Origin of the sequence: Halorubellus litoreus (assembly GCF_037081675.1) — an archaeon.
GTDB lineage: Archaea > Halobacteriota > Halobacteria > Halobacteriales > Natrialbaceae > Halorubellus > Halorubellus litoreus.
This window is the reverse complement of sequence record NZ_JAZAQL010000003.1, coordinates 498,200-517,692: the sequence shown is the minus strand read 5'-3', so window position 1 is coordinate 517,692 and position 19,493 is coordinate 498,200. Positions and strand designations below refer to the sequence as shown.

The window sequence follows — 19,493 nt, the reverse complement described above, 5'->3', positions numbered from 1 at the left end:
CGCGGACCGTCGACGCTGCACAGTGGCTCCGGACGTGACGCCGAGCGCGAATCGGACGCGCCGAACGCTCACCAATGGAGTGGCAATAGTTATCAAGACACGACCCGTATGCGCTATCGTAATGGCAGATACCAAACGAGGCCGCGAGAAGAAGGGCCTGCGGGACGCGCGCGAAGCCGAACTCCGCGTGCTGAAGGCGGACGTCGATGCACTCCGCGACGACGAGGACGTCGAGTTCTACGACGAGGACGACGTCGACGACGAGGACGTTCTCCCGTACCTCGTCGACGACACGCGCGACGCGTCGACGATCGCCGCAGACCGCACCGGCACGTTCGACCTGCCGCGAGACGAGTGAGTACTGTCACCTGCTGACGACCACGGGGTCCCTCGACGACCTTCCGCGACCCCAATCGCATTACGACACCAGCCCCGAGCGACAGCCGTGACAGACACCAACCGCCAGTTCGTACTCGCGAAGCGACCGACAGGCGTCCCCGACCGCGACACGTTCGAGCTCGTCGAGACCGACGTCCCCGAGCCAGGGCCCGGCGAGGTCGTCGTCGAGACGCGCTACCTCTCCGTCGACCCCTACATGCGCGACCGCATGAACGCCGGGGAATCCTACGCGGAAGCGTGGGACGTCGGCGACCCCCTCCAGGGCGGCGTCGTCGGCGACGTCGCCGCGGAGAACGGAACCGGGTTCGAGGAGGGGGACGTCGTCGTCGGGAACCTCGAATGGGCTGACTACACGGTCGCGAACGCCAGCGCGCTGACACAGGTCGATCCCGACCTCGGCCCCGTCTCCACCGCGCTCGGCGTCCTCGGGATGCCCGGTCGCACCGCGTACTTCGGGACGCGCGAGGTCGCGAACGTCAAACCCGGGGACACGTTCGTCGTCACCGGCGCCGCAGGCGCCGTCGGGAGCGTCGCCGGCCAGATAGCGAAGGAAGCCGGTGCCCGCGTCGTCGGATTCGCCGGCAGCGACGAGAAGGTCGCGTTCCTCGAGGACGACCTCGGGTTCGACGCCGCGATCAACTACAAGGAGACCGACGACTACCGCGCCGCGCTCGACGACGCCGCACCCGGCGGCGTCGACGCGTACTTCGACAACGTCGGCGGCCCCATCACGGACGCCGTCTTCCAGCGACTGAACGTCGACGCGCGCGTCGCCGTCTGCGGCCAGATATCGCTCTACAACGCCACCGAGATACCGACCGGCCCCCGGAAACTCCCCGCGCTCATCGAATCCCGCGCGCAGGTCGAGGGCTTCCTCGTGAACGACTTCCAGGCGCGCTTCGAGCAAGCCACGCGCCAGCTCGCCGAGTGGGTCGGCGACGGCACCATCCAGTACCGCGAGACCGTCACGGAGGGCCTCGAGAACGCACCCGACGCGTTCCTCGGCCTCTTCGAGGGGGACAACATCGGGAAGCAGCTCGTCGCCGTCGACGAATAGGGCTCGGAAGACGCGTCCGGTCGACCCATCCGTCGACCGTCGGCCGACGCCCCGTACTTGAATGAGCGTCCGATTCGGCCACAGTGGTTTTGAGCGAGTAAACAGCATGAACGTCCATGCTCATCCCGACGCTCGCCTACCAGGCCACGCTCGTCGTCGCGATACTCGCGACGATGGGTGCACTCTACGTCGTCCTCGACCGGGCGAGTCGCCCGGGCGGCCGACCACTCCTGCTCCTGCTGGGCGGCTCGCTCGTGTGGCTCGTCGTCACGTTCGTGTACACCGTCTCGTTCAGCTTCGAGGTGGCGCTCATCGCGTCGAAACTCACGTACATCGGTATCGCGTTCGTCCCCATCGGCTGGTTCCTGTTCGCGCTCGAATACACCGGCCGCGACCACTGGATCCGCACTCCGCTCCTCGCCGTCCTCTTCCTCGAAGGGCTCGTCGTGAACGCACTCGTCTGGGTCCGCACCGACCTCATCTGGACGTCCGTCGAACGGACGGGCGCGACCGGCACTGGCTCCGAGATAATCGAGTTCGGCGCGTGGGGCGTCGGGTTCTTCGCGCACGCCGCGTTCGCGTACCTCATCCTGTTCGTCGGCGCCGCCCTCGTTCTCAAAGGCCTGTTCGGTGCGTCGACCGCCCACCGCGGACAGGTCGTCTCGATGCTCGTCGCCGTCGTCTTCCCGACCGTCGGGAACGCGGCGTACCTCGCGCTGAGCGCCGCCGGCATCCTCGCGCTCGACCTCACGCCGATCATGTTCGCGGTGAGCGCGGTCGCCATCGTCGTCGGCGCGTACCGGTACTCGCTCGTCGACGACAGCCCGCTCGCCGCCGAGGTCGGCCTCGGCGAGCGCGAGGACCCGGCGTTCCTCGTCGACGACACGGACACGCTCGTCGCCCTGAACGTCCCGGCAGCCGCCGTCCTCGGCGTCGACGCCGACCAGGCGCCCGGAAGCGACGTCGAGGACGCGTTCGAGGAACAGTCCTCGCTCCAGGACCGCTACGACCGCAACCCGGAAGCCGCCGAAGGCCTGGTCCTCGACGACCCGCTGACGGGAACCGACTACGTCGTGAACGTCGAGCGAGTGGACGCGCCGGGAGCCGCCCACGGCGGCACGCTCTTCGTCCTCGACCCACAGCAGTGACGGCGCTCGCGCTGGCGACCGTCGGACGACGCGACCGGTAGAAGAGACTGGCTGGCGTTACGCGTCGAGCGTCGCCGCGAGGTCACCGTCGTCCTCGAGTTGCTCCAGGACGTCGCTCCCGCCGACGAACTCGCCGTCGACGAACGTCTGCGGGATCGTCTCCCAGCCACTGTGGGACTCGAGTGCCTCGCGGAACTCGTCGAGCGCCGGCAGGACGTCCACGGTCTCGTACTCGTCCCGATGCCGCTGGATGAGCGCGAGCGCCTTCTTCGAGTACCCGCACTGGGGCATCAGCTCGTTGCCCTTCATGAACAGCACCACGTCGTTGTCCGCGATGGCGTCGTCGACGGTCGCTTGCACGTCCTCGGGCGCCAGGTCCGTCTCGGGGTCGAATGGCATACCCGACCCTGGGGCTGCCGGAGGCATATGGCTTGCGTCGCTGGAATCGACGCAAGTAGCTTCGACGGTGGCACTGGTCGCGTTCGACGCTCGTCAGTCCTCGACCTGGTCGGGTGTGCGCGTGGTCAGTTCGATAGCGTGGATGTCCGTCGTCATGTGTTCACCGAGTGCGTCGTACACCATCTCGTGCTGGGCGACCACGGTCTCGCCCTCGAACGCGGGGGAGACGACGGTTGCGGCGAAGTGGTCGTCGTCGTCCGGGCCGCGCGGTCGCGTCACGGTTGCGTTCGCTTCGGGGATACCGGCCTCGATGAGCTCCGCGATGTCGCGTTCGTCCATGCCTGTCGCCTGGGTCGGCGCTCGCATAGACCTTTCCGAACGGCCCGGGGACTGGTCGACGACGTAGAGTTCGACGACGGTCGGTGCTCGGACGAGAATCGTCGTTCATCCGGGCAGAACCCCGATTCTCGGGGTCGTCGCTCGGTCGCGATGCCAGCAGGCGGGCTCGCGAGTCATGCCACTTGTTCTTTCTACACAAAGCGAAAGTGCTCGAGTAACGGGTCGCATCTGCCGTTTTCCGTGCTGTGGACGCCCACAACGCACGCTGAGCACGTTCATAAATGGTATTTCGCTATAGCAAATTTGCTTGAGCGGAAGTTGAGACGACAGTGGGTTTAGCGGGCCTGTGATGCGCGAATTTGACCGATTCGGTCAGCGGAAACTGCTCCAGATCACTCTCCAAGCGGCCATTCTTGCCAAACTTTCAACCATATGGGCAGATTTTTTCAGACGTCCAATAGTGTAGCCACTCAGACGGCGGGCTAACCCAGACAGAGTGTCTCTCTACCCGATTCCAGTTTCCTTCTTCAGCAGCGTCAGCGTGTTGTCCGCTGTAATCACCGGTGAGTGCTCATACTCGCCAGTCAATTCGGCTTGGACGAGGAGATCGACAGTTCGCCAGATCGAGTACAGCAGACACGCAAACGCGAAGTAGAAGAATCGCAGCCCAAAGTTCTTCGACGTTGTCGCCGCCATGAACCGTTTGATCGACCTGTACCCACTCTCGATCTCCCACCTGTAGCCGTACTCCGTAAGGTGTCCGCTCCCCCGATTCGTCATGAACACCGAATACTGCCGGTGATCGTCGTGCTCGGAGTCCTCTTTCCGTCGGTAGGTCAGCGTCGTCTCGTGCCACTCGTTCTTGCCGAGGTGGAGCTTCCGGTCAGTTTCATATCGGCCTTGATCGCGCTGGAGCAATCGCTTGGCCTGGGCTTTCTCGCTGGTCTGCGTCCGCTTCGGAACGACGTAGGAGTGCCCGCGCTGACTAATCATCTCCAGGACGTGCTGGCTATCGAACTCCCGGTCCATCAGTACGTTATCGACGTGAACGAGCTCTTCAGCCGAATTCAGCAAGTCCTCGACGATTTCTAGTCGTGACTCGCCTTTCCGTACCGGGCGGGCATCGAGGACGAGTGGGACAGCGTTCCCGACCAGCTGGACGGTCGCCCACTGATAGGCGTACTCGTCGGTCTGTTCTTTCGTCCCGATGATCTCGTCCTCGTGGCCGGTCCGGTCGCCGGTGAAGGGAGCAGCCTCGGTGATGTCGATAGCGACGATCCCTGCCCGGAAGAACTTCTCCGTCTCTGCGACTTCATCAATGAGTCGTCGAATTGCCTGCCGGTACATCGCTCGAATCTGCTCGATAGAGAGATCACGAATGTGGTCGCGGTGGGCGTGTCCGAGTGGTGTCCGCTCCCGCGTTGACTCGTGGACGAAACTGCGAGCACCCTCGTTTGCAGCCAGCCGCTCGCGCAGTCCGAGATACGTCTGTAGGTCTCAAAAAGCGTGCTCGTGGACCTCACAGCCCTCGCCACGATTGAGCGAGAACGCAGGGAACACGACACGGCTGACGTGCTCGGTGACTCTATCGGCGTTGTCCAGAATGGCTCGGTCGTCTGGAACCGATTCGTCCACGTCATCGCAACGAGCCGGGAGGATCTGCTCTGGTTCGCGGGGGACGGTGACGTCGGCGTTCTGCGCTTTGATGAGAATCGTTCGAGCCGCTTTCTGGACCGTCTCGCGAAGCTCATCGTTGAAGCGCGTGTGCCAACTGCGCCAGAGTGTCGATTGGTCGGGAACGGCACCCAGCCCAAGACATTCACAGAGTTCGAGATGGCTTTCGAGGTACTCGCAGAGTGCGGTCTCGTGCTCCCACCCGTGGAGTTCCTTCAGAACGAATAACCGAAATAGTGTGTCAATCTCGTAGCGAGTTGGTCCCACGTAGCGGTCGTGTACGTTGAACTGAAAATACGCTAGCGGAAGTGAGCAAACGAACTTCTCAACTGACTCGTGGTGGACGTGATCGAACCAAGCTCCTGCGACGGCGCGAATATCCGACTCTAATCCGGCAAGTGAAGCGCGGTCATACAGCGGGTTTGAAGTATAGACTGGCCACTTGATAGTCGGTTGGCGAGCAATTCGACGGAAGACAGTCCGGCGTGACTCACGCGTCACACCCACATCAGGAGATAGCTGGAGAGGCTAAAGAGTCCGTCTAATCGGTGAACGAAATCAGTCTATGAAAGCCAACTCATACCTCTGAAAAATTGATTCGAACTCAGGTCTGGCTCTGATAGAGGAGAACTAGGATGGCAAGTCCGATGAAGAAGTCCGGGAGAAACACGAACGCGCCGATATTTGGGCGAGGGCGGAAGCCGAAGACGTTGTGTACTACTGGATTTGACGTACCCGCGTATAGGAGCAGCGCGAGGCTTAGCACAAGCAGGCTTGCTGTGTACTTGTTCGGAAGATCGCGATAAAGCTGCACGTAGATGACTGCGAGTGCCACCAGTAACACGAGGTTCAGGGTGGTAAAGAAAACCTCCATCCGAATGAGCAGTTCAACCTGGGAGGACAGCGCCCTCGACGGAGGGCCATGGGACGGAACTGATGTGAATAGTGCGACTAAGAGTGCGATACCACTCGCGGCGGTCGCACTCGCTACTGTCGTTCCAAGTGGACCCTTGATCCAGTTACGAATCATCATCAACTCCGGCCTGTTCCGCCACGTCTTCCATGATGTCGAGGTTGTTCATCATTCTGTCTGAGAGGAAGTACATCTGCCCGTAATTGTCACCCTCCGTGGTCACAATATTGCTCTCCTCGAGGACTTCGAGATGGTGCTGCACTGTTTTGTAGTTCAAACCTAGGTCATTCGACAATTGATTGGTGTTTCGTGGCTGGTCGTTGAGTGCGCGGAGGATACGAAGCCGATTTCGGCCTCCACGAGACCCACCAATGAGCCACCAGAGCAACTGCCGCATCTATCGAGTATTCATTTGGTCGGTGCAAATACATTCTGTCTCGGGCCGAACGATACTACGGCCTCAAATCAGTCACTAATCCAGGAGATAATCCGATCAGCGATTTCACCGTTATTGTCGTCTTGCATCATGAGATGTGTATTTCCGGATATCCCTTCGTCCGGAAGGCTAAGCAGCGTCGATGCGGGACTTGTCTCTCCTGCGAGCTCTGCAGTTGTCTGGGTCGCTTCCTTGCGACCAGTCTGCCCACGCTCGTCGACATAATCGCCATACACGCCCATGAACGGTGCATCACCACCCATCTCCGCCACAGTTTGCGGGTCAGTCGGCGCACCGACCGGCTCAACTGCGACGATCCGTTCAACGAGGTCCGGCGCAGCTTGTGCAACTGTGAATCCGGAACTACCGCCCGCTGAGTGAACGAGCAGCACTGCCGGACCAACACGGTTGAGAAGCGCCTCTAGGGCGGCAGTCTCTTGGGGTGGTGCGAACCGACTCCCACCGCCACCTCCGGTAGTCGACCCAGTCTGGGTTCCAGCTGCTGTCTCAGTGGAATCCGCAGGTGTGGAGTTCTGGTCGCCGCCACGTCCACCCGTCTGGCCCCCACTTTGTCTACCGCCACCTCCGCCACCAGTGCTAACGTATGCGGGGAATGACGCAACGAGTTGGTCGACCGACTCAACCGGGTATCGAACGTCCTCGTATGGGTCACCGACTTCAGGTCCGAACCCCCACGTCGGCCATGCTCGATCGATAGACCACCGAGAGAGTGACGCGGAGTCAGAGTTCTGGAGGGCAGCAGTGTCTAAGCCACCTGAATCGACGTTTCGAGGCGGGTTGAATACATACACTGGATGGCCAGCTTCGGCAAAGTACTCCACCCAGCCGCGTCGACCGTCAGGTGTCGTCCGGTAAATGTACGGTGACAATCCGAGGCCAGGCACCATTACGACGGGTGACTTGTCGGTGGCCGTATCGGGCCGTGTATATACGACTTCAGCACGTCCGTCGATGACTGTACTACTGCTTGTGTTTGCGTTGCCGACGTAGAAATTTCCGAACGTCGGAGAGTCGTCATTCTGTTGTTCGGATTGCGGAGAAGTCTCAGGAGAGGTCTGTGTATTGGTGTTCGGTCCGCTGTTGTCTGTTGTGCTATTGCACCCTGCGATAGTCGCAGCAAGTGCGACTCCAGTTGCGCGAAGAAACGCTTTCCGAGAGATGCCCGATGACATACAGATCGTACTGACCGGGGAACTGACTTAGTCGATTGCCGAAATCGGCCACAGGTTAGGCACAAATTCATTCCAGTTCATGCAGAACGCCCGATATTGACAAAGGATGTTAGATTGGGATAATACTGTATCGCCCAGAGCGTATGCATTGAGAGCGCCAGTCTCAACTACTGAGGTTCGCTCCACACCCTACGAACAATCGAACCACAAACCGGCCAATACCCCGTCGAAGAATGATACCGACTGATTCTGCTGTTCGTAGTCTTACGAAGGCGAGTCAGCGTTCCGCAGCCGCCAGGTGAATATCGCTTTCAGCACGACCACGAGACTGTTCGTGTCGCCCGCGCCCCAGATGGCGGTCTCGGCCCGTGGATCGGACGGGCTCGGGTCCGTGCCGTTGACGAGCACGCTCACGAGCGTCTTCGTGCCGTCGACCATCATGAGTCGGCCAGCGGGGGTGTCTGACCAGACCCATAGCGATTCGAACAGCTCGGCACCGGGAATCTCGTCCTGAATTTGGTCTTGGACGTCCGCCGAGACGCCACCGAGGCTGATCGTCACCCCGCGATCTGCGGCGTCACGTAACGCGTCGATGATGTCCTCGGTGAGCAGGTCCTCGACGGTCATATAGACGATCTCGTCGTCCGCCTCATTGATGAACTCTATCACGCGATCGGTGACCGTTGGCTGGCCGTCGACGGTCCAGACCCCACGTTGTTCCACGCTCCGTTGAACGGGTTCGAGCTCGTCCAGCGCTGTCGTCAGGATCGACAGTCGGTGGTCCATCTCCTGTTCGAATTTTCGGACGGTGGTTTCGGCTGAAATCGCCCAGAACTCCTTGGGGGAGGACTGTTGAATGTCGACCAGTCCGAAGTCGTGGAGTTCGTCGATCGCATCGTACACCCGGGTTCGGGGGACGTCCGAGACCCCACTCACGTCTTTTGCCGTGCCTGTCCCGAGACTCACGAGGGCAACGAACGTCCGCGCAGCGTACGCACTGAGGCCGAACTGTTCGAGCTGGTCGATCGCTGTCGAGTGGGGATCGTCAAACGGATCAGTACTCATACTCTGGGGACCTCGGTACGCTTGAAACCCAGCCACGGAAAGTGGCCGGGGCCGGCACGCATCGGGTTGTGGTTGGGACACAAGTTCCGAGCCGCGTGCCGGCTTCAGGATACTGCCCCGACCAGTATATTTCTTTTGTGATTAACTGAGTGAAGATCGAATATTGTCTAAGGTCGGGCGAGAGTCGATTTGTATCCCTCTCCAAAATTTTTGTGATTCTGTGGGTTACAACAGAATTGGGGCAGTGGATAGAGGGCGGTAATAACGGCTGTATCACGGAAGTGGCCCTCTACCACTGGTGAATCGCTTCTTGGAGAGTGACAACGCCTATCCGGCCAGCGGTCGAATGCTCCGAGAACTCCGGGCATCCCCGGGTTACGAGTTGGGACACATGAGCACAGATGAAACGCTAGAAGAAGCAGTTGAGGTACTCCAGCAACTCGGCTTGAAGGAGTACGAGGCGAAGTGTTTCGTCGGGTTGTCGCGCCTCTCGAGCGGAACGGCGAAGCAACTCAGCGAGGTCACTGACGTTCCCCGAACACGGGTCTACGACGCCGTCCGGTTGTTGGAAGCACAGGGACTCGTCGAAGTCCAGCATTCCAGTCCACAGCGGTTTCGGGCAGTGCCGCTCGAAGAGGCCACCGAGACCCTTCGCGACCAGTATGAGGCGCGCGTCGACCGCCTCGCGAACGCCCTCGAACAGGCCGACCCAGTGGACCCGGAGGGCGAAGACCCGGTCCAGGAGGTCTGGTCGATGTCCGGGACGGATGCGATCGCGAACCGGTCGAATCAGCTCATCAGCGACGCAACCGAGGAGGTCGTGTTGGTCCTCGGTGACGACTCGCTGCTGACGGAGCAGTTGATCGACAGTCTGAACGAACTTGGACCTGGGGTTGATCTGTTGATTGGTGCGGTAACTGAATCGCTCGAAGCACGAATTCACGATGCCGTCCCGAAAGCCACGACGTTCCTTTCGGGGTTGGATTGGCTGCGCAGCGGAGAGGGATCTGACGAGAATTTGGCGATCGGACGGCTCCTGCTCGTCGACCGGTCGACGATCCTCGTCAGTACGATCGTTCCCAACACACAGGAGGAACAGGCGGTGTTCGGTGGCGGGTTCCGCAATGGCCTCGTCGTGATTTCGCGCCGGTTGCTGGCGCAGGGCTTGCTCCCGACACGCGATCCACACCCAGAATAGCCGCGTTCGTCGGAGCTGGCGGCGTGATCGTCGTCGGAGTCGTTCACACTCGGCCACGCTGGCACGGTTTAGTGGCCCTGTCCATGCGAGCGAGTGAGTACTGCCGCCCTCGCGACTGTTAGAGCCAGTCGTCGGGTAACTGCTCCCGATTCGTCTCCAGTAGTTCGAGGAGCGGTTTTATTTCCTCAAAGCGTGGGCCTGGAGTCACGGAATAGTGATTCAGGCTAGCGTCGATGAATCCGTGATCGTCGAGTTTCGGAAGGTGAACGTGGTGCATCGACAGGCGGGGGGACTTCTCAGCAGTGGCGTGCTCCAGCTGTTCGACATCGACCGGTAGGTCCCCGTCGGCGTTCGCGTGAAGAAGTGCAAGGAGCAGCCGTCGCCGGTCGATATGACCCAGTGCGTCGAGATGAGAGTCGAAAGACGCCGACGTCACTTCCTTGCTCATAGGAAGTGTGAGGGCATCCCAGTCCCTGAACCCCTCACATTTTTAGGAATAGTCTCTTTTTGATTATCTGCGTGAATTCTTCCCAGAGTGGTTCCCCACCCGTGTAGGACCTGGGCGGTACGAATACGTCGTGGAGGCTGAACCAGACGTATGCGTTGAGACGATCGGTCGAGACTCCGGGGTTTCACCGGTCGAATCGGTCGAGAGTCCGGGGTGCGGAGTCCCTGATTGGGGGATTCGGGGCGAACGAGGGCAGCGGAATCGGTTCGGTGATGTCTGGTCGACGTCGACCAGGAGCGACCACGGGACGATTCCACGGCAGCGCATCAGGACGAACGCGAGCATGCCAGAGCGGTAGAGGGTCGCGGATACCTCAGGGCGTACTTCGAGAGCGGGTCCGTCGGCACTCTGACAGTGTAGCGACCCCTCGAACAACATCCATCATCAAAGACTATGTGGGTTCTCTGCGTAGTCGTAAGGACCGATGCGCGACGACGAACCGGAGAAGCAAGGGCCTGCTGACGCGGGGCCGAGCAGTCCCAACGACCTCTCGCGTGACGACGTCCACCGCGTGCTCGCGTCCACGTGTCGTCGTCGCCTCGTGACGCTGCTCTTCGACGACCGGTCGCGAACCCGCGACGAGCTCGCCACCATCCTCGCCGGGTGGGAGGCGACGGGGAACCGGCCGATGGCAACGGCGACCGACCGGGCTCGTATCGAGGTGGAGCTCCACCACCATCATCTCCCGCTCCTCGACGACCTCGGAGTGGTCTCGTACGACCCGACGAGTGGCCGAGTGGTCCTCGAAGCACTCACCGACGAGACGAAGGCGACCATCGAACGCGAGCGAGACTCGCCGTCGGCCCGGGAGTGATATCCATGTTCGACGCACTCATCGGGCGAGCGCGGACCGCCCGCTCCCAGTTCACGGTGTACGTCGGCGCGGACGACCGCGGTGACGTGGACGTCGCCGAGCGGTTCGCGAACCACGACGTCCACGTCGAGTACCGCACGCTCCCCTCGGGTGGGCCAGCGCCGTTCGTCGTCGTGGAGCGCGACGGCGAGTTCGCGGGCGCGATCGCGCTCGCGGACCTCGCGGACCTCCTCGAACCGCCCGTCGTTCGGCCGGGCGACGCCGACGACGTCTCCGACGGGTACCGCGTGCTGTTCGAGGTCCTCGACGACACGGTGTTCACGGCGATGGCGCGACGCGAGTTGCTCGCGGTGAGTCGCGAGATCGAGGAGCGCGCGTTCCGCATCGGCACGGGCGTCCTCCACGCGGGGTTCCAGTCGATGTCGAGGTATCGCGCCCAGTTCGACGTGTACCGGACGCTCGCGACCGACACCGACCTCGACGTCCACGTCTACGGCGCCGACGACTGGTCGCCCCCCGAGGTTCCGGGAATCGCGTACCACGACTACCCTGTCGTGGACGGCGAGCGCTACTGGGTCATCGCGTTCCTGGGTGGCGACGAGGACTCGACGGCGAACGCGCTGCTCGCGAGACAGGACGGCGACGCGTACGACGGGTTCTGGACCGACGACCCCGACATCGCCAGCGAGGTCGCGAGCGCTCTCGACCCGGCCGCCGGTCGGTGAGCGCGAACTCGAATCCGAGACCGCGGAGCGGAGGCCGCGGTCCGGTTCGAGGTGTCAGTCGTCGGCGGCGGGCGCGACGGTCGGTGCGTCCTCGCGACCGAGCGCGTCCACCGACGCCGCGGTCCACTCCAGCGCCTCGTCGTACTCGAAGAACCCGTGGTCTTGGGTTGGGTCGACGACGGTCAGCGACAGCCAGTCGTTGTCCAGGAGCTGCTGGAGGTCGTCGTGCGCGGCGAGGACGCTCGTGACGCGGTCGAGTGGTGCGTGGACGACCGTCGATAGCCGGAGCGGCTGGTGGTGGGGCCGGTCGGCGGCGGCGAACAGCGACTGGAGCGGCAGCCCGGTCATGAGGTCGCCGCCGTTGCCCTGGTAGACGCCGACGTTCCCGACCGGGTTCTGGGTGACCTTCGACCCGCTGCCGTAGACGGCGTTGTCGACGGTCGAGAAGTAGTACTGGGCGTTGATCCACTGCGTGACGACCATCGGCCCGGTGAGGATGGCTTCGAGGGCGTCGCCGTCGGGGTCGGTCGAGTGGTCGTAGGAGTGCAGGAACGCGCGCCCGTCGAGGTCGACGTCCGCGGTGAGCTCGCGGGGGCCGACGACGAACGCGGCGTTCCCGGCGAGCCCCCACTCGGGGCGGGGCTCCGCCCAGTCCGCCGCGCGGCGTTCGACGTCGCGGACGCCTTCGTCGTCGCGCACGTCCCCGCCGTCCATCGATTCGACGCGTTCTGCGGCTGCGCCCTCGCGCGCCGCGGCGAGGTCCGCGCGGAGCTGTTCGAGGTCCTCGGCGTGACTCTCGGGGACGTGGTCGTCGTAGAGCTCGACCTCGTCGGTCGTGGTGTTGTGTTCGCCGGCGAGGAAGACGGTGTCCTCGGGGACGTCGACTCCGCGCTCGCTCAGCGCCGTCTGCACGTCGGGGTCGTTGCAGATGGCGGCGAGGACGCGCGCGTTCGGGCCGCCGGGGTTGCCGGCGCACGCGCCGCAGTCGAGGCTCGACGCGTACGGGTTGTTCGCGGTCTCGCTCGCGTGCCCCGTGAAGACGACGAGGCGACCGAACGTCTCCCAGCCCATCAGCTCGAAGGCGGTGGCTGCGTACTCGACTTGCTCCTCGGTCGTCAGTCCGACCGGGAGGTCACCGTTGTAGGTGTGCTGGTGGTCGACGACGGGGTCGCAGAACTCGTGGGCGTCCGGGACCGGTTCGTCGAGCGCCTCGAACAGGTTCCGGACGCGCTCGGGGACGAGCGTCCGGGCGGCGAGCGAGACGCCGTATCCGCCGCCGGCGCTCTCGACGTAGCCGTACGCGGTCGCGGCGTTCGCCTCCAGGGTCTCGACGATCTCGTCCGCCGCTTCGCGGATCCCCAGCCAGCGGTCGTGCGTGGCCTGGTCGTCGTCGTCGGTCGGGAACGCCGAGACGTGGTGCTCGGGGTCGAGGATTGGCGGACACGCGTCGACGGCCACGTCCGCGTCGTACCCCTCGTAGCGCATCGGGACCCCGAAGAAGCCCGCGTACCCGTGGGTCTCGTAGTCGCCCTCGGCCTCCAGGTGCCGGCGGATGACCTCGGAGCGCGTGTCGATGCAGAACACGAGTTGCGCGTCGGGCCGCCCGCCGTCCTCGCGGTCGCTCAGGGATTCGCTCGCGGACGCCACCGTATCGACGAGCTCGTCGCGGTACGTCGCTTCCCACGCGCGGAGGAACGCCGCGGCGACGTCGTCGGCGGGCTGGCCTCCCGCGCGCTCGACCGTGGGCTCGATGTCGGCGCCGACGGCGTCGGCGAGTGCCAGACGCGCTGCGAGGTAGCCGGCGAGCGTCATCGGGTGCGTCGACTGCCACTCGCCGCCGTCCGCCCCGCGTTGCTTGACGAAGCTCGTCCACCCGGAGAGCGCCGCGAGTTGCTCCTCGAAGATGGCCTGCCACTGGCTCTCCGGGTACGGGTCGAGGACGGTCGCGATGGCGTCGACGGGCCGCTCGGGGAGGTCGGCGAGGACTCCGTCCGTCGGCACGTCCCCGTCGTGCGGGACGACGTCGCGGAACGCGGCGTAGAATCCGGCGTCGCGGTTCGGCATCGACCAGTGCGCGCTGCCCTCGTCGAGGAACGCCGACAGCCACTTCGAGAGCACGCGGTCGACGCGCTCGCTCTCGGTGTCGGCATCGTCCGGGTCGGTGGTCGCCGCGTCCGCGAGGCGGTCGAGGAGCGCTTCGGGGTCGTCGTCGAGGCCGGCGTCGGCGAGTTCGGCGTCGAGCGTCTCGCGGTCTATCTCGCCGGCAGCGAGCGCCCGCCGGAACGTGTCCGCGCTCGGGTACCCGCGGCCGCCCAGGAGCGAGGCGGCTTGCGCGACCGCGTCGTCGAACGACTGCGTCTCGAACCCCGAGAGGGGGTTGGCGGTCACGAACGAGTGGATCGGCCACGCGTTCCCGACGACGCTCGCCGCGTCGTCGATAGCGGTTTCGATGCGGTCCTCGACGGCGCCCCCGGAGTGGTCCTCGAGGCGCGCTTCGGTGGTGGGGTCAGTACTCATTGTAGTCCTCCGTGGTGGTGAGCAGGGTGTCCGACGACGGTTGGCTGGCGTTCAGGAGGGCGACGTACAGGCGCCGACTGCGTTCGTGGACGCCGGTCTCGATGCCGAGGTAGATGGCGACGAACCCGACGGCGATGACGCCGTGGATGACGGTCAGGTCGGTGGTGACCGTGCCGACGGCCAGCAGCCCCGAGATGGCCTCGTAGACGACGGCGTAGACGGTTATCGCGGGGAGGAAGACGAGCGGGACGGCCGCGTACCGCGCGGTCGTCGGGAGCGAGGTGTGGGCGACGGCGCTGCGGGCGGCGTGGAGCGTCGTGAAGACGACGAAGAACGTGAGGAGGAGGCCGCTGTCGACGGCGGTTCCCTTCCCGGTGAGGGCCGCGAAGACCGCGCCACCGGCGAGGCCAGTGAGGGCGGCGACGACGGCGCCGGGGACGGTCGTGACGCGCCCGATGGTGTGTTCGGTGCGGTCGCTGGGAGTGGTGCGTTCGACCTGTTCGCCGACGCTCAGGAACTGGTAGGCCTTGTAGAAGCCGTGGAGGACGAGGTGCGTGATGGCGGCACCGAAGAAACCGAGGCCGGCCTGCATGAGCATGAAGCCCATCTGGCCGACGGTCGACGACCCGAGCTTGCCCTTGACGTCGGTCTGGACGGACTTGAGGAGCTTGCCGGCGATGGCGCTCGCGCCGCCGACCGCGACGACGGCGAGCATGGCGGTGGCGTCGACGGAGAGCACGGGCGCGAACCGCGTGAGGAGGATGCCGCCGGCGTTGACGAACCCGGCGTGCATGAGCGCCGAGGCGGGCGTGGGAGCGGTCATCGAGGAGAGCAGCCAGCCGTGGAACGGGACGAGGGCGGACTGGATCATCGCGGCGAGTACGAGCGCGCCGACCGCGACCAGCCAGGGAAGCCCCCCGAGCGAGTCGGCTACGGCCCCGATGCCGGAGACGGTGGTCGCGCCGGTCGTCGACCAGAGGGTCGCGAGGGCGACGCCGAGGAGGGCGGTGCTGGCGAGGAAGTACCGGCGTGCGACGCTGGCGGCCGCCTGTGCCTGCGGCCAGCCGTCGACGGTCCCGACGAGTTCGGCCATCAGCAGGCCCATGGCGAGCCAGAGGACGACGAAGAGCGCGACGTGGTCGGCGGCGACGAGCCCGAGCACGACGAGCGTGAACGCGAACACGGTCGCGAAGAACGTCGTCTCGTGAGCGCTCCCGGCCATGTACCGCCGCGAGTAACTGTGGACGATGCCGCTGAAGAACGTCACGACGACCCACATGAGTACGGTGAGGCCGTCGACGGCGACGACGCCCGCGAACTCCCAGGGGCCGCCGAGTCGGACGTGCGCGAGGAGTGCGGCGATGCTCGCGGCGAACAGCGACCAGACGAGCCACGTCAGTGCCACGGCCACGAGCGGCGTGTCAGCCGTCGTGTCCGGGAGCGATCCGACCGTCGTCCGCGAGGTGCGTCCTGACATCGTTCGCTCGAAGCGACCGGTTCGGGCCGTCCGCCCCGCACGCCACGACCAGACCAGTCGTATTCGGCCGATGAGAGAACAGATTAACTAATAAATCTATCTATGTTCCCAAATCGTTCGCAAGAATCGCCCGAAAGAACGTTATGTTTTCGCATGGGTCGTGGTGGCACGCCCCTGACTGTTGCGACGCCCGACGGAGAACACCCCAGAGACGGCCGTTTCGAACGCGCGGAGACAGAACCACGAGTCCACGTTCGACGCATCACTCCCACGAACGGCCACTGGTTACCAGTTCGTTCGATATTCCCGATTCAAAACCCATATCGTGAACAACGCCGCAGTGCGTTGCATGGAGGAACTCACGGGGACCATCCTCGCCGGACGGTCCTTCGAACCCATCCGGGGGCGCGTCGTCGTCGACGACGGCCGCATCGAGGCCGTCGAGGAGACCGCCACGGAATCGACCGACATCGTCCTCCCCGCGTTCGTGAACGCTCACACGCACCTCGGGGACTCCATCGCGAAGGAGGCCGCCGTCTCCCTGTCGCTCGACGACGCCGTCGCACCCCCCGACAGCCTGAAGCACCGACGGTTGGCCGACGCCGACCGCACCGAACTCGTCGACGCGATGACGCGAACGCTCCAGTACATGGCACGGACCGGCACCGTCGCCACGCTCGACTTCCGCGAGAACGGCATCCCGGGGGCGCGCGCACTCCGCGACGCAGCCGACCCCCTCGACGTCGACGCGTTCGTCTTCGGGAGCGACGACACCGCCGTCCTCGACGTCGCCGACGGCTACGGCGCCTCCGGCGCGAACGACGACGACTTCGCCACGGAGCGAGCCACGTGCACGGAGCGCGACGCCCCCTTCGCCATCCACGCCGGCGAACCCGACGCCACCGACATCCATCCCGCACTCGACCTGGAACCCGACCTCCTCGTCCACATGGTCCACGCGCGCGACGACCACCTCGACCGCGTCGCCGAACAGGACGTCCCCATCGCCGTCTGCCCACGCGCGAACGCAGTCCTCGACGTCGGGAGCGCACCGATACGCGACCTCCTCGACCACACCACGGTCGCACTCGGCACCGACAACGTGATGCTCAACCAACCGTCGATGTTCCGCGAGATGGCGTTCACCGCCAAGCAGTTCGACGTCACCGCCCGCGACGTGTTACGGATGGCGACGACCGCCGGCGCCGACATCGCCGGACTCGACTGCGGCGTCGTCGAACCCGGTCGGCGAGCCGCCCTCCTCGTCCTCGACGGCGACTCGCACAACCTCGCCGGCACCGAGGACACCGTCGAAGCCGTCGTCCGCCGCGCCACCGGCCTCGACGTCGAACGCGTCCTCCTCTAGCCCGCCCCGCGCACTCACTCGTCGTCGCGGCCGCCGCCCGTGTCGAACTTCCCGAACGGCGTCGTCTCGTGACTCCGAACCAGCACCTCGTCGGCCACGGTCAACCCCATGTCCAGCAGCTCCTGGGCGACCGGCGTGATGTCGTTGTCCGACTCCCCCACCGCCGTCACCAAGAGGTTCTGCTCGCCCGTCACCAGCTCCTGTACCGACACCACCCCCTCGATCTCGAGTATCTCCGGGATGATCGTCCCGCGCTCGGGGATCGACGCCGTACAGAACAACAGCATCCGCAGCGGATACCCCGACTTCTGGTAGTCGACGCTCGCCTCGTACCCCTTGACGACACCGCTCTCCTCGAGTCGCTGGATTCGCTTGCGGACGGTACTGTCGGACGTCCCGGTTCGCTCCGCGATGTCACCGGACGACATGTTCCGCGCGTCCTCCTGGAGCGCGTGGAGGATCGCGCGATCCACGTCGTCGATGGGCTCGTCAGCCATACCCGTGACTCCGTAGCACTGGTCCTTTACTGTTCGACATTACGCGGACGTGACGACGCCCTCGCAGAGCGTCGGTCACCCCCGGGAGCGGGCTCGAGGGACTAGTGGATGCCCATCGCTTCGATCTGCTCCTGATACCGGTTCCGGATCGTGACCTCCGTGACCTGCGCGACGTCCGCGACCTCGCGCTGTGTCTTCTTCTCGTTACAGAGCAGGCTCGCGGCGTAGATCGCGGCCGCCGCGAACCCGGTCGGGGACTTCCCGGAGAGCAAGCCCTTCTCGGTGGTGACGTCGATGATCTCGTTCGCCTTCATCTTCACCTCCTCGCTCACCTCCAGTTCCGAACAGAACCGCGGCACGTACTCCTTCGGGTCGACCGGCTCCATCTTCAGGCCGAGTTCCTTCGAGACGTACCGGTACGTCCGCCCGATCTCCTTCTGTTCCACGCGAGACACCTCGGCGACCTCTTCGAGACTCCGCGGAATGCCCTCCTGTCGGCACGCCGCGTACAGGCACGCCGTCGCGACGCCCTCGATGGACCGGCCGCGGATGAGGTCCTCGCTGAGCGCGCGCCGGTAGATGACGGAGGCGACCTCTCGCACCGACCGTGGGACGCCGAGCGCGCTCGCCATCCGGTCGACCTCGCTGAGCGCGAACTGCAGGTTGCGTTCGCCCGCGTCCTTCGTCCGGATGCGCTCCTGCCACTTCCGCAAGCGCTGCATCTGGCTGCGTTTCTCCGAGGAGATCGAGCGCCCGTACGCGTCCTTGTCCTTCCAGTCGATCTGCGTCGTCAACCCCTTGTCGTGCATCGTCTGCGTGGTCGGGGCGCCGACGCGGCTCTTGCTCTCTCGTTCGCCGTGATTGAACGCACGCCACTCCGGCCCGCGGTCTATCATGTCTTCCTCCAGAACGAGCCCGCAGTCGTCGCAGACGAGCTCGTCGCCGTCCCCGCTCGTGACGAGCCGTTCGGAGTTGCACTCGGGGCACGTCTCCGTCTCCGACTCGTCGGTTTGTTGCTCGTCCGAACTGGCGACCGATTCCTGTGTTCCACGTTCTCGATTCAGACGAGCCATCGGATTCTGTTGCCGTCTAGCCGTTCGCGACATTTATATGTGTGGGCGCGGCGGCCGTGGCCGACGTCGCTGAAAGTCGGTCCGTGGCGCTGCCCGACGGGCCGCTTGGGTGGGCGAGCGACGGCTCACCAGGGGTATCACCAGGTCAAGACGGGGAATTCGGGCTGTCAGCGACGATGCTGGCGTTCGGTGTGGACGACGAGAACGGCGGCCGTCGCGAACAGTGCGAACCCGAACAGCGTCCACGCGCCGAGTTCGAAGTTCAGGAAGTGACTGACGAACGAGGAGTCGTTCTCGTACGGCGGGAGTTCGAGCAGCGGCCAGACGAGGAAGGTCAGGAACTCCCATTCGAGACCGACGAGGGCGTGAAGCGAGTCCCCGAGGAGGTGACTGGCGTACCCGATGCCGAACACGACGGCGAGCGTCGGCCGGTCGTAGCGACGGCAGACGACCCACGCGAACCCGACGACGACGACGAGCGCGAACACGGAGTGCGCGAGGCTCCGGCCGGACGGGAGGATGGTGAACGTCCACGCGAGCGGTTTGTCGACCAGGTCGGGGAATTGCGTGCCGAGCGCGACGGCCAGCAGGTGTGCGCCGCGAACCTGGTCCGTCGGGACGCTCGCGCGAGCGAGTAGATAGCCGAGACCGAGATGTCCCCAGGGCCACATCGTGACGGGGTATCGGGCCGGGGC

19 protein-coding genes and 1 pseudogene are annotated in these 19,493 nt (G+C 64.5%); 7 read left to right on the top strand and 13 right to left on the bottom strand.

Annotation, left to right across the window (positions count from 1 at the left end):
* Window positions 1-121: 121 nt before the first annotated feature.
* The 3 genes from VYJ16_RS17280 (at window position 122) to VYJ16_RS17270 (ending at window position 2,604) form a co-directional block, all read left to right on the top strand.
* Window positions 122-358, top strand: a complete 237-nt coding sequence (locus VYJ16_RS17280) for a hypothetical protein (RefSeq protein WP_336351556.1) — start codon at window positions 122-124, stop codon at window positions 356-358.
* A gap of 87 nt (window positions 359-445) precedes the next feature.
* Window positions 446-1,456, top strand: a complete 1,011-nt coding sequence (locus VYJ16_RS17275; protein ID WP_336351555.1) for an NADP-dependent oxidoreductase — start codon at window positions 446-448, stop codon at window positions 1,454-1,456.
* A gap of 116 nt (window positions 1,457-1,572) precedes the next feature.
* Window positions 1,573-2,604, top strand: coding sequence for a histidine kinase N-terminal 7TM domain-containing protein (locus VYJ16_RS17270; protein ID WP_336351554.1), 1,032 nt, complete (start codon window positions 1,573-1,575; stop codon window positions 2,602-2,604).
* 57 nt (window positions 2,605-2,661) lie between these two features.
* On the opposite strand, the gene VYJ16_RS17265 is transcribed toward VYJ16_RS17270, so the two are convergent.
* The 7 genes and pseudogenes from VYJ16_RS17265 to VYJ16_RS17235 form a co-directional block, all read right to left on the bottom strand.
* Window positions 2,662-3,003: a glutaredoxin family protein gene (locus VYJ16_RS17265; protein WP_336351553.1), complete on the bottom strand. Its 342-nt coding sequence runs from the start codon at window positions 3,001-3,003 to the stop codon at window positions 2,662-2,664.
* Window positions 3,004-3,096: 93 nt separating this feature from the next.
* On the bottom strand, window positions 3,097-3,342 hold the full coding sequence (locus tag VYJ16_RS17260) for a BolA family protein (protein ID WP_336351552.1): 246 nt from the start codon (window positions 3,340-3,342) through the stop codon (window positions 3,097-3,099).
* 504 nt (window positions 3,343-3,846) lie between these two features.
* A pseudogene (locus VYJ16_RS17255) lies at window positions 3,847-5,523 on the bottom strand (transposase).
* A gap of 97 nt (window positions 5,524-5,620) precedes the next feature.
* Complete coding sequence (locus VYJ16_RS17250; RefSeq protein WP_227133032.1) at window positions 5,621-6,049, bottom strand: DUF8036 family membrane protein; 429 nt, start codon at window positions 6,047-6,049, stop codon at window positions 5,621-5,623.
* The gene (locus VYJ16_RS17245) at window positions 6,036-6,326 is read right to left on the bottom strand and encodes an ArsR/SmtB family transcription factor (RefSeq protein ID WP_227133031.1); all 291 of its coding nucleotides are present in this window, start codon (window positions 6,324-6,326) and stop codon (window positions 6,036-6,038) included. The genes VYJ16_RS17250 and VYJ16_RS17245 overlap by 14 nt, the downstream gene beginning before the upstream one ends.
* A 68-nt stretch (window positions 6,327-6,394) precedes the next feature.
* Window positions 6,395-6,757, bottom strand: a complete 363-nt coding sequence (locus tag VYJ16_RS17240) for an alpha/beta hydrolase family protein (protein WP_227133030.1) — start codon at window positions 6,755-6,757, stop codon at window positions 6,395-6,397.
* A gap of 1,065 nt (window positions 6,758-7,822) precedes the next feature.
* On the bottom strand, window positions 7,823-8,623 hold the full coding sequence (locus VYJ16_RS17235; protein ID WP_379762720.1) for a TrmB family transcriptional regulator: 801 nt from the start codon (window positions 8,621-8,623) through the stop codon (window positions 7,823-7,825).
* 391 nt (window positions 8,624-9,014) lie between these two features.
* Here VYJ16_RS17235 and VYJ16_RS17230 point away from each other — a divergent pair, with 391 nt between their 5' ends.
* Window positions 9,015-9,821, top strand: a complete 807-nt coding sequence (locus VYJ16_RS17230; protein WP_336351550.1) for a TrmB family transcriptional regulator — start codon at window positions 9,015-9,017, stop codon at window positions 9,819-9,821.
* Between the two features lie 118 nt (window positions 9,822-9,939).
* Here VYJ16_RS17230 and VYJ16_RS17225 read toward each other — a convergent pair whose 3' ends face one another.
* Window positions 9,940-10,269 (bottom strand): hypothetical protein, encoded by a 330-nt coding sequence (locus VYJ16_RS17225; RefSeq protein ID WP_336351549.1) that lies wholly within the window; start codon window positions 10,267-10,269, stop codon window positions 9,940-9,942.
* 484 nt (window positions 10,270-10,753) lie between these two features.
* Here VYJ16_RS17225 and VYJ16_RS17220 point away from each other — a divergent pair, with 484 nt between their 5' ends.
* Window positions 10,754-11,143: a DUF7344 domain-containing protein gene (locus VYJ16_RS17220; protein WP_336351548.1), complete on the top strand. Its 390-nt coding sequence runs from the start codon at window positions 10,754-10,756 to the stop codon at window positions 11,141-11,143.
* Between the two features lie 5 nt (window positions 11,144-11,148).
* Window positions 11,149-11,868: a DICT sensory domain-containing protein gene (locus VYJ16_RS17215; RefSeq protein WP_336351547.1), complete on the top strand. Its 720-nt coding sequence runs from the start codon at window positions 11,149-11,151 to the stop codon at window positions 11,866-11,868.
* Between the two features lie 54 nt (window positions 11,869-11,922).
* Here VYJ16_RS17215 and VYJ16_RS17210 read toward each other — a convergent pair whose 3' ends face one another.
* On the bottom strand, window positions 11,923-14,385 hold the full coding sequence (locus tag VYJ16_RS17210; protein WP_336351546.1) for a DUF2309 domain-containing protein: 2,463 nt from the start codon (window positions 14,383-14,385) through the stop codon (window positions 11,923-11,925).
* Window positions 14,375-15,862, bottom strand: coding sequence for a proton-conducting transporter transmembrane domain-containing protein (locus tag VYJ16_RS17205; protein WP_336351545.1), 1,488 nt, complete (start codon window positions 15,860-15,862; stop codon window positions 14,375-14,377). The genes VYJ16_RS17210 and VYJ16_RS17205 overlap by 11 nt, the downstream gene beginning before the upstream one ends.
* A gap of 349 nt (window positions 15,863-16,211) precedes the next feature.
* Here VYJ16_RS17205 and VYJ16_RS17200 point away from each other — a divergent pair, with 349 nt between their 5' ends.
* A complete protein-coding gene (locus tag VYJ16_RS17200; RefSeq protein WP_336351544.1) occupies window positions 16,212-17,228 on the top strand; it encodes an amidohydrolase family protein in 1,017 nt (338 codons plus the stop codon).
* Between the two features lie 14 nt (window positions 17,229-17,242).
* Here VYJ16_RS17200 and VYJ16_RS17195 read toward each other — a convergent pair whose 3' ends face one another.
* The 3 genes from VYJ16_RS17195 to VYJ16_RS17185 form a co-directional block, all read right to left on the bottom strand.
* Window positions 17,243-17,725 (bottom strand): Lrp/AsnC family transcriptional regulator, encoded by a 483-nt coding sequence (locus tag VYJ16_RS17195; RefSeq protein ID WP_336351543.1) that lies wholly within the window; start codon window positions 17,723-17,725, stop codon window positions 17,243-17,245.
* A gap of 101 nt (window positions 17,726-17,826) precedes the next feature.
* Window positions 17,827-18,798 carry a transcription initiation factor IIB gene (locus VYJ16_RS17190; RefSeq protein ID WP_336351542.1) on the bottom strand — a complete coding sequence of 324 codons (972 nt, stop codon included), beginning with the start codon at window positions 18,796-18,798 and terminating at the stop codon, window positions 17,827-17,829.
* A 167-nt stretch (window positions 18,799-18,965) separates the two neighbouring features.
* A complete protein-coding gene (locus tag VYJ16_RS17185; protein ID WP_336351541.1) occupies window positions 18,966-19,469 on the bottom strand; it encodes a metal-dependent hydrolase in 504 nt (167 codons plus the stop codon).
* Window positions 19,470-19,493: the final 24 nt, after the last annotated feature.